The organism is Micromonospora sp. NPDC005806 (assembly GCF_042871425.1).
Lineage (GTDB): Bacteria > Actinomycetota > Actinomycetes > Mycobacteriales > Micromonosporaceae > Micromonospora.
On the sequence record NZ_JBIAIL010000013.1, the window covers coordinates 158,817 to 168,519 of the forward strand.

Genomic DNA, 9,703 nt, shown 5'->3' on the forward strand with positions numbered 1-9,703 from the left:
CGCTACTCCGCCCGGCGCTGCTGCGGGCCGGGAACCGGGATGTCGGCGAAGGAGGCCACCGTCCGGTCGGCGTACGCGCTGACGTCACCGGTCTCCATCGGGCCGTCCCAGGTGGTCGGCAGCGGCGCCGGCACGGCCGGGTTGACCCGACTGACGATCTCGTCGAGCACCCGCTCCGCGTCGCCGACCCAGAGGTGCTTGGCGCCGGCCACCCCGACCACCTCGGCCTGCGGCACGACCGCGAAGCGCTGCCGGGCCTCCTCCGGGCGCAGGTAGTCGTCGAACTCCGGCACCAGGGCGGTGAGCGGGCGGCCCGACCCGGCCCAGACGGCCAGGTCCTCGGGCGCGGAGTAGCGCAGCGGCGGGGAGAGCAGGATCGCCCCGGCCACCGCCGGGTCGCAGCCGTACTTCAGCGCCAGGTCGGTGCCGAACGACCAGCCGACCAGCCAGATGTTCGGCAGCTCGTGGAACTCGGCGTACTCGATGGCGGCGGCCACGTCGAAGCGCTCGCCGACGGCGTTGTCGAACGTCCCCTGGCTGGTGCCGCGGACGCTGCTGGTGCCCCGGGTGTTGAACCGGAGCACGGCCAGGTCGGCCAGCGCGGGCAGCCGCCAGGCCGCCTTGCGGAACACGTGGCTGTCCATCATCCCGCCGTGGGTGGGCAGCGGGTGCAGGCAGACCAGGGTGCCGGCCGGCTCCCGGTCCAGCGGGCGGGCCAGCTCACCGACCAGCGTCAGGCCGTCGGCGGTGTGCAGTTCGATGTCCTCCCGGTGGCCGGGCAGGATCGACGACGCACGGATCGGTGTGCTCACCGCCCCAGTCTCCCGCGCTGCGGCCCGCGCCGCCGAGCGGGGCGGAAACAGGGTGATCCAGATCGCTCAGCCGAACCGGGGGGCGCTGCGGCCGCGCTGGAGGTTCGGCCCGCGCCGGTCCCGGGCCCGCCAGCAGCCGCTGTGCCAGTGCCGGCGGTCGGTGAGGTCGCCCCGGTCATCGGCCGGCCAGGCCACCACGTGCGCCACCCCCGGGCGGATCTCCTGGTCGCAGCCGGGACAGCGGTACGTCTTCACCGACGCCCCGCCGGTGATCCCGCGCACCTGCCAGTCACCGTCGCGCCACTCCTGGACGGTCGGCACGCCCTGGCGGGCCCGCTCGGAGTCCAGCTGGGTGGTCTCGTCCCGGCGGGGACGGTTGCGACGGGGGCTCACGGTCACCAAGCGTACGGGCCGCCGGCCGGACCGACCCGGGACGGGCGGTCCGGCCGTGCACCCCGGTCAGTCCCAGGTCTCCGGTCGGGTCAGGTCCTTGGCCACCCGCGCCCCGACCAGCACGATCGCCGCGTCGGCCTCGGTGAAGCCCTGGCCGGGCCAGCCGAAGTCGGCGATCAGGTGCGCCTTCGGGAAGCCGAGCAACTCCAACTTGTCCCCGTAACGGTAGGCGGGCCGGCCGCCGACCGTCCGGTTGCCCTCGGTGCGGCCGGCCGCCAACTTCGCCCCGTACTGGAGCTCGACGTACATGGCCGCCGACCGGGGTCCCGCGACGGTGAACGAGACCGTCATCGCCCCAGGAAATGCCGCGACGTCGACTGCGCACCTGCTCACCGCGGCCCCGTCGGGCAGCTGCGTGAGCCGCACCGGACCGCCGCACCGGCGCGCCTCGTCCCACCGGACCGCGGTGATGGCGCGGGTGAGGGCGAACGGGTCCGCTCCGCGCGTACTCGCCCGCGCGTAGAGCCCGGTCGCCGGCCGCCACCAGGTGACGTACCCGGGGCTGCCGTCGGTCACCACCACGCGCTGGATGCTGCCGTCGAAGGTCGGCTCCGGCAGCGCATCCACCGCCCACCCGCTGATGCCGAGGCCGTCGAACGCCGCCGCGGAGCGGGCCACCTCGACGGTTACCACCCGCCCACCACCGGCGTCGAACCGGACCGACTCGATCTGGCGTCCGTTGACCTCCCAGCCCAGATAGCGGCCCTTCGCCGGGTCGACGCCCACGTGCAGCAGCTGCGGGTCGGCGCCGACCAGGTCGGGCCGCTGGGCGGCACCCGGCACGCCGTCGGCCAGGGGCGGCGCCGGCGCGGCGGCGGACGGCGCGGCGGCGGTCAACGGCGGCCGTCCCGGCAGCCCGGACAGCTCCGGTCGGGTCACCGCGACGAAGCCGAGGACCCCGACCAGGGCCACGGCGATGCCGGTGGCGGCCCGGCGGCGCAGTTGCCGGCGGCGGCCACGGGCCCGGGCGGCCCGGAGCAGCCGGTGGGTGTCGGTCTCTCCCTCGGCGTGCTCCCGCAGCACTGAGGCGATCCGCTGGTCGAGGTCGATCACGGCCGGCTCCCGTGGGTCGTCGGGGCGCCGCAGCGCTCCCGCAGGTGGGCGAGCGCCCGCATCGCGTGGGTACGGACGGTGACCGGCGAGCAGTCGAGGATCTGGGCGATCGTGGCGTCGTCCAAATCCTCGTAGTAGCGCAGCACCAGCACGGCGCGCTGACGGTCGGGCAGGGCCCGGATCAGCCGCCACATCTCGTCCCGGTCGGCGGCCTCCCCACCGAGGTCGCCCCGCTGGGCCCGCTCGGCGAAGGTGTCCACGGCCAGCTCCCGGCTGGACCGCCGGCGCCACCACGAGTTGTTGGCGTTGACCAGCATCCGCCGCACGTACACGTCCGGCCGGTCGGCCCGGGCGATCTTCCGCCAGTGCACGTACGCCCGGGCCAGCACGTCCTGCGTCAGGTCCTCGGCGCGGTGCGGGTCGCCGGCCAGCAGCCGGGCCAGGCGCAACAGGGCCGGGCCGCGGCTGCCGACGTACTCCTCGAAGGTCACACCTTCAAGACGCCGTCACCGGCGCTCGGTGTTGACCCGGATCAGCGGTTGGTGTGGTCGCGGAAGCCGCGCCCGCTCTTGCGGCCGAGGTAGCCGGCGGTGACCAGGTGCTCCAGCAGCGGCGCGGGGGCGAAGCCGGGCTCGCGCAGCTCCAGGTAGAGCTCCCGCTGGATGGCCAGCGAGACGTCCAGCCCGACCACGTCGAGCAGCTCGAACGGGCCCATCGGGTAGCCGCAGCCGAGCTTCATCGCGTAGTCGATGTCGTCGGCGGTCGAGTAGCTGGCCTCCAGCATCTTCACCGCGTCGTTCAGGTACGGGAAGAGCAGCGCGTTGACGATGAAGCCGGACCGGTCGCCGCAGACCACGCCGGTCTTGCCCAGCGCCGCGCAGACCGCGCGGGCGGTGGCGGTGGTCTCCGCCGAGGTGCGGATGGTCTGCACGATCTCCACCAGCGGCATGATCGGCGCCGGGTTGAAGAAGTGCAGGCCGATCACGTCGGCCGGGCGCTGGGTGGCCATCGCCACATCGATCACCGGCAGCGACGAGGTGGTGGTGGCCAGCACCACGCCCGGCTTGCAGATCTCGTCGAGGCTGGCGAAGAGGGCCTTCTTGACGCTCAACTCCTCGACCACCGCCTCGATCACCAGGTCGACGTCGGCCACGTGCTCCAGGGTGGCGGACCAGGTGACCCGGCCCAGCGCGGCGTCCCGGTCCTCCTCGCTCAGCTTGCCCCGGACCACGCCCTTGTTCAGCGAGGTCTTGACCGCCTCGCAGACCTTGGCGGACTTCTCCGCGCCCCGGGTCACCGAGATCACCTCGTACCCGGCCTTGGCGAAGACCTCGATGATGCCGGTGGCCATGGTCCCGGAGCCGACCACGCCGACCTTGGCGATCGCCCGGGTGCCGTCGGCGAGCGCGGCCCCCGTCGCCACCGGCGTGTGCTCGTCCGGTACGACCTTGGGCGAGCCCGGCCGCTCGTAGGTGTAGAAGCCGCGGCCGGACTTCCGGCCCAGCAACCCGGCGGTGACCATCTGCTTGATCAGCGGCACCGGGGCGTGCCGGCGGTCCCGGCCGCCGCGCCGGTACATGGTGTCCAGGATCTCGTACGCGGTGTCCAGGCCGATCAGGTCCATCAGCGCGAGCGGGCCCATCGGCAGGCCGCAGCCGAGCTTCATCGCGGCGTCGATGTCCTCGCGGGTGGCGTACCGCGCCTCGAAGATGCTCACCGCGTGGTTCAGGTAGCCGAAGAGCAGCGCGTTGGCGATGAAGCCGGCCCGGTCGTTGATGGTCACGTCGACCTTGCCGAGCCGGTCGCAGAGCGCCTCCACGTCGGCCACCACGCCGGGGGAGGTGACCACGGTGCGGATCACCTCGACCAGCTTCATCACCGGGGCCGGGTTGAAGAAGTGGATACCGATGACCTGGTTGGGTCGGGTGGTGGCGACGGAGATCTCGGTGACGCTCAGCGACGAGGTGTTGGTGGCCAGGATCGCCTCGGGCTTGCAGACCCGGTCCAGCTCGGCGAAGATCCGCTGCTTCAGGTCCAGGTGCTCGGGGACCGCCTCGATGACCAGGTCCACCGAGTGCAGCGCGTCCAGGCCGACCTGGAAGTCGACCCGGGCGAGCAGGGCGTCCCGATCGGCCTCGGCGAGCTTGCCCTTGGCCACCGCCCGGTCGGTCGAGCCGGTGAGGGTGGCCCGGCCGCGCTCCAGGGCGGCTGCGGAGATCTCCACGGCCACCACGTCGATGCCGTTGCGGGCGAACACCTCGACGATGCCGGCACCCATGGTGCCCAGACCCACCACACCCACACTGGTGAACTCGCGCGCCACGACCGGCCTCCCCTTGGTTGACTCCGCCGCTGCCGAGATGAACGGCCGCTAAGGTTATGCGCCGGAGTCTGCCATGTGACGCTGCGTTGTCGAGACGCCGTGGGATATTTCACGCATCGGTCCGTCAGACCTCGGCGGGCACCCCCACCAACGCCAGCAGCTCGGCGACGAACTCGGCCGGCCGCTCCAGGTGCGGGCTGTGCCCGCAACCCGCCAGCACCACCTCCCGGTACGTCCCGCCGTCCGCCGCGTACCGGTCCAGCACCGCCCGGGTCTGGCCGACCATCGGCTGCGCCGGGCAGTCCGCCTCCCCCGGCCAGCCGGGCACCACGCCCAGCGACCCCAGGTAAGCCAGGTCGAACAGCGAGGTGTCCGAGACGATCACGTCGGCGTCGCCGCGGACCCAGGTCACCGGCGGCTTGACCGGCACCGATACCAGGTCGTCGGCGACCCGGAAGTACGCGGGCGCGAGCGCGTTGAGCACCCCGCGCTCCCCCGCCGCGGTGCCCGGCCAGTGCCCGGAGGCGACCGCCGTGCCCGGGTAGTTGTCGTCCCCGGTGGCGGTGCTCAGCATGCTCTCCAGCAGCAGGTCCTCGTCCGCGCCCAGGGACGCCGGGTCCGCCACGTACGCGGACCGCAGCACGCTGCGCGGGCTGGTCGGACCGTCGGTTCCCCGATCCCCGGCGGCCAGCCGGGCGACGAAGTCGGGGTTCGCCGTGCCCCCGCCGGTGCCGGCGAAGTCGGGCGTGGTGGGCGTGCCGTCGAGGTCCCGGGTGCCGCCGAAGCCGTACGGCGAGACGGGCGCCTCCAGCAGCACGCCGGCCACCCGGTCGGGGTGGTCGGTCAGGAGCCGCATCGCCACCCCGCCGCCGAGCGAGTGCCCGACCACCACCGGTCGCGCGCCGGGGGCGAACAGCCCGGGGGCGTCGAGCAGCGCGGCCACGTCGTCGGCGAAGTCGCCGAGACCCCGGGTCGCGTCGACCGGCGCGGTGTCGGTGTCCCCGTACCCGCGCAGGTCGGGGGCGACCACCCGGAGCGTCTCCGGCAGCCGGCGCAGCAACGGCTCCCAGAACGCGGACGACGAGACGTTGCCGTGGACCAGCAGCACCGGTACGCCGTCCGGCGGACCGGCGACCCGTACCGCCTGGGTGATGCCGTTGGCCTGGACGGTGTTCCGTGCGCTCTCCATCCGCGCATGCTGGCACACCGGGCCGGCCCGGTCCATGTGCCCGGCCCCCACCCCGGACCCCGGGCGGATGTCGCCGCGCCCCGTGCCGGCCCCGCCCGGCCGGGGTCACTGGTTCACGTCGGCCGGAAGCGGCACGGTGCCGATGCGCGGCGCCACCGGTTCCGTCGGCTCCACCGCTTGCTGAGCCGGCACGGGTAGCGGCAGGGTGGGCCGATGGTCCCGGTGCGGGAGCCCGAAGTGCAGCCCGACCGGGTCGGTCCGGGCCACGCCCGGGTCGAAGAACCGCAGCTCGGTACGGCCGAGCCGGATCAGGTCGCCGTCGGCGAGCGGCACACTGCCGGTGATCCGCTCGTCGTTGAGCCAGCTGCCGTTGGTCGAGCCGAGGTCGGTCAGCGCGACCCCCTCGGCGGTGAGCTGGACCGCGGCGTGCCGCCGGCTCAGGTGCGCGTCGGCGAGCACGATGTCGACGGTCGGCGCGCGGCCGATCACCTGCGGGTCCCGACGGACCCGGAAGCACAGTCCCCGCATCGCCCCACCCGCCACCGTCAGCAGCGGCATCAGCTCCGGGTGCTCCTCCATGGACTTGTCGCCCTCCACCCCTACGATCGCCCCGCGTCAGCGTGCCACCTCACCGCCGCCGTCTCCACCACCGCGTGGTCATCTCGGCACTCCGGGTGGTCATCTCCGGTTCCACGGTTCGGCGGGCTCGCGGTTCAACCGCCCGACACGTCCGTCGGTCCGACCCGCGCGGCTGACACCTACCGGCGAGTAACGCTCGGGTCTAGACTTCGGCCATGACGGCTGTGCATGTCCCGGGGACCCCGATCATCGAGGACGGTCGGCTGGTGTCCACCAGCCCGGCGACCGGCGCCGAGGCCGGGCGGCTCCCGGTGGCGACCGAGACGGACGTGCGGGACGCGGTCGCCCGCGCCCGCACCGCCGCCGAGTGGTGGGCCGGACTCGGCTTCACCGGCCGACGGGAGCGGCTGCTGCGCTGGCGGGGTGTCATCGCCCGCCGGATCGAGGAGCTGGCCGAGTTGGTGCACACCGAGGGCGGCAAGCCGGTCGGGGACGCCGTCGTCGAGATCCTCACCGCGCTGGAGCACATCGACTGGGCCGCTCGTAACGCGCGGCGGGTGCTCGGGCCGCGGCGGGTCCGCACCCGGCTGATCCTGGCCGAGTTCACCGGCCACCTCGAATACCAGCCGTACGGGGTGGTCGGCGTGATCGGCCCATGGAACTACCCCGTCTTCACCCCCATCGGCTCCGCCGCGTACGCCCTGGCCGCCGGCAACGCGGTGGTGTTCAAGCCGAGCGAGTACACCCCGGCCGTCGGGCAGTGGCTGGTGGACCGCTTCGCCGAGGTGGTGCCGGAGCAGCCGGTCTTCCAGGCGGTGCACGGCCTCGGCGACGTGGGCGCGGCGCTGTGCCGTTCCGGGGTGTCCAAGCTGGCCTTCACCGGCTCCACCGCCACGGCGAAGAAGGTGATGGCCGCCTGCGCCGAGACGCTCACCCCGGTGCTGCTGGAGGCGGGCGGCAAGGACGCGATGATCGTGGACACCGACGCCGACCTGGACGCCGCCGCCGAAGCGTGCGTCTGGGGCGCGCTGACCAACGCGGGCCAGACCTGCATCGGCATCGAGCGGGTCTACGCGGTCGACCAGGTCTTCGACGCCTTCGTCGACAAGGTGGTGGCGAAGGCCGGCCGGCTCACGGTGGGCCCGGAGGGCACCGACATCGGCCCGATCACCATGCCGTCCCAGCTCGACGTCATCCGCCGGCACATCGACGACGCCGTCGCCCGCGGCGGTCGGGCGGTGCTCGGCGGTCCCGACGCGGTCCAGCCGCCGTACGTGCACCCGACCGTGCTGGTGGACGTGCCGGAGGACTCGGCCGCCGTACGCGAGGAGACCTTCGGCCCGACGCTGACCGTCAACCGGGTCCGCGACGTGGACGAGGCCGTCGAGCGCGCCAACGCCCTCTCGTACGGTCTCGGCGGTTCGGTCTTCGGCCGGAAGCGGGCCGTGGCGGTCGCGCGGCGGCTGCGCTCCGGGATGGCCTCGGTCAACTCGACGCTCACCTTCGCCGGGATGTCCACCCTGCCGTTCGGCGGGGTCGGCGACTCCGGCTTCGGCCGGATCCACGGCGAGGACGGGCTGCGCGAGTTCGGCCGGCCCAAGGCGATCACCCGCCGCCGGGCCCGCTCGCTGCTGCCGTCGATGACCTTCGAGCGCACCCCGGCCGACGTCGCCCGCCTGGTCAAGGCCGCCAAGCTGATGTACGGCCGGCGCTGAGCCGGGAGATCCCGCCCCCGCTCAGAAGAGGGTCAGCTCGTCGCGCTCGATGCCGCGAAGCTTGTCGTAGTCGACCACCACGCAGCGGATGCCGCGGTCGGTGGCGAGCACCCGCGCCTGCGGCTTGATCTCCTGCGCGGCGAAGACGCCGGTCACCGGGGCGAGCAGCGGGTCGCGGTTCATCAGTTCGAGGTAGCGGGTGAGCTGCTCGACGCCGTCGATCTCACCGCGCCGCTTCACCTCGACCGCGACCGCGCCCTGGTTGGCGTTCCGGCAGAGCAGGTCGACCGGGCCGATGGCGGTCATGTACTCGCGCCGGACCAGCGTGAAGCCCACACCGAGGGTCTCCGGGTTGGCGGCGAGCAACTCCTGCAGGTGCGCCTCGACGCCGTCCTTGCGCAGGCCCGGGTCGAGGCCCAGCTCGTACGAGGTGTCCTGGAAGATCTCCTCCAGCGTGATCCGCAGTTCCTCACCGGCCTTGTTGACCACCCGCCACACCCCGGGTGCCTCCTCCAGCCGGCACGGCGGGCTCATCCAGTTCAACGGCTTGTACGCCCGGTCGTCCGCGTGAATCGACACCGAACCGTCCGCCTTGACCATGAGCAGCCGGGTGGCCGGCGGCAGGTGAGCCGAGAGCCGTCCGACGTAGTCCACCGAGCACTTCGCAATCACCAACCGCACCCGACGAGGGTAGCGGAGCACCGGGCCGTCGCCGACGAGCACCACTGGCGTACCGGTGCGATATTGAGATCGTGCTCGAAGTCCTCACCGGTTCCGGTCTCGCCGCCTCGGCCGGCCTGAACGCCTACATCCCGCTGCTCCTGATGGGTCTGCTGGCGCGCTACACCGACCTGGTCGACCTACCCAGCGGCTGGCAGTGGCTGGGCAACAGCTGGGTCCTGGTGATCCTCGCCGTGCTGCTCGCCGTCGAGGTGGTCGCCGACAAGGTGCCGGTGGTGGACCACGCCAACGACCTCATCCAGACGGTGATCCGGCCGACCGCCGGCGGCCTGGCCTTCGGTGCCGGCTCCAGCTCGCAGACCGTCACGGTCAGCGACCCGGACACCTTTTTCTCCTCGCACCAGTGGGTCCCGGTCGTGGTCGGCGTGCTGATCGCGCTCGGCGTGCACCTGCTCAAGTCGGCGGCCCGGCCGGTCATCAACGCGACCACCGCCGGTTTCGGCGCGCCGGTCGCCAGCACCGCCGAGGATGCCACCAGCGCGGTCATGTCGGTGGTGGCGATCCTGCTGCCGGTGCTGGTGCTGGTCTTCCTGGTCGGCTTCGTCGCGTTCCTGTTCTGGTTCCTGCGGCGGCGCAAGGAGCGACGTCGGGAGCGTGCGGCGGCGCGGGCTGCGGGGTTCCGGGTCTGATCCTGTTGTGGGCTGGGGGCGACCGTGCGCGGCCGTCACGGTTGTTTCGGTACGCAAAAGGCCGCTGGCCGGCACCCCTGTGTCGGGGTGCCGGCCAGCGGCGTGATTGCGTTTGTCAGTTGTTCCAGTGCTGGGCGACGAGGTCGGCGGCCTGCTGTTCCCACTGGGCGTAGGCGTCCGGGTAGGCCGACACCTGCACGGTCTGGGCG

At 73.2% G+C, this 9,703-nt stretch carries 10 protein-coding genes; 2 read left to right on the forward strand and 8 right to left on the reverse strand.

What is annotated here, in order from left to right; all coding sequences use genetic code 11:
* Nucleotides 1-2: 2 nt before the first annotated feature.
* From ACFYOS_RS16565 to ACFYOS_RS16595, 7 genes are all read right to left on the reverse strand, one after another.
* Nucleotides 3-812: an alpha/beta hydrolase gene (locus ACFYOS_RS16565; protein ID WP_387141465.1), complete on the reverse strand. Its 810-nt coding sequence runs from the start codon at nucleotides 810-812 to the stop codon at nucleotides 3-5.
* Between the two features lie 66 nt (nucleotides 813-878).
* On the reverse strand, nucleotides 879-1,205 hold the full coding sequence (locus ACFYOS_RS16570) for a hypothetical protein (RefSeq protein WP_387141468.1): 327 nt from the start codon (nucleotides 1,203-1,205) through the stop codon (nucleotides 879-881).
* Between the two features lie 66 nt (nucleotides 1,206-1,271).
* Nucleotides 1,272-2,318: a hypothetical protein gene (locus ACFYOS_RS16575; RefSeq protein ID WP_387141471.1), complete on the reverse strand. Its 1,047-nt coding sequence runs from the start codon at nucleotides 2,316-2,318 to the stop codon at nucleotides 1,272-1,274.
* Nucleotides 2,315-2,809 carry a SigE family RNA polymerase sigma factor gene (locus tag ACFYOS_RS16580; RefSeq protein ID WP_387141474.1) on the reverse strand — a complete coding sequence of 165 codons (495 nt, stop codon included), beginning with the start codon at nucleotides 2,807-2,809 and terminating at the stop codon, nucleotides 2,315-2,317. Before ACFYOS_RS16580 ends, ACFYOS_RS16575 begins: the two co-directional genes overlap by 4 nt.
* 41 nt (nucleotides 2,810-2,850) lie before the next feature.
* Nucleotides 2,851-4,641 (reverse strand): 3-hydroxyacyl-CoA dehydrogenase family protein, encoded by a 1,791-nt coding sequence (locus ACFYOS_RS16585; RefSeq protein ID WP_387141476.1) that lies wholly within the window; start codon nucleotides 4,639-4,641, stop codon nucleotides 2,851-2,853.
* Between the two features lie 124 nt (nucleotides 4,642-4,765).
* On the reverse strand, nucleotides 4,766-5,830 hold the full coding sequence (locus ACFYOS_RS16590; protein WP_387141479.1) for an alpha/beta hydrolase: 1,065 nt from the start codon (nucleotides 5,828-5,830) through the stop codon (nucleotides 4,766-4,768).
* 105 nt (nucleotides 5,831-5,935) lie between these two features.
* A complete protein-coding gene (locus tag ACFYOS_RS16595; RefSeq protein WP_387141481.1) occupies nucleotides 5,936-6,409 on the reverse strand; it encodes an FHA domain-containing protein in 474 nt (157 codons plus the stop codon).
* A 215-nt stretch (nucleotides 6,410-6,624) separates the two neighbouring features.
* Between ACFYOS_RS16595 and ACFYOS_RS16600 the strand changes: the two genes are divergently transcribed.
* Nucleotides 6,625-8,124, forward strand: coding sequence for an aldehyde dehydrogenase family protein (locus ACFYOS_RS16600; RefSeq protein WP_387141484.1), 1,500 nt, complete (start codon nucleotides 6,625-6,627; stop codon nucleotides 8,122-8,124).
* Between the two features lie 21 nt (nucleotides 8,125-8,145).
* Here ACFYOS_RS16600 and nucS read toward each other — a convergent pair whose 3' ends face one another.
* Nucleotides 8,146-8,805, reverse strand: coding sequence for an endonuclease NucS (gene nucS, locus ACFYOS_RS16605; protein WP_387141487.1), 660 nt, complete (start codon nucleotides 8,803-8,805; stop codon nucleotides 8,146-8,148).
* 71 nt (nucleotides 8,806-8,876) lie between these two features.
* Here nucS and ACFYOS_RS16610 point away from each other — a divergent pair, with 71 nt between their 5' ends.
* Nucleotides 8,877-9,494, forward strand: coding sequence for a DUF4126 domain-containing protein (locus ACFYOS_RS16610; RefSeq protein WP_387141490.1), 618 nt, complete (start codon nucleotides 8,877-8,879; stop codon nucleotides 9,492-9,494).
* Nucleotides 9,495-9,703: the final 209 nt, after the last annotated feature.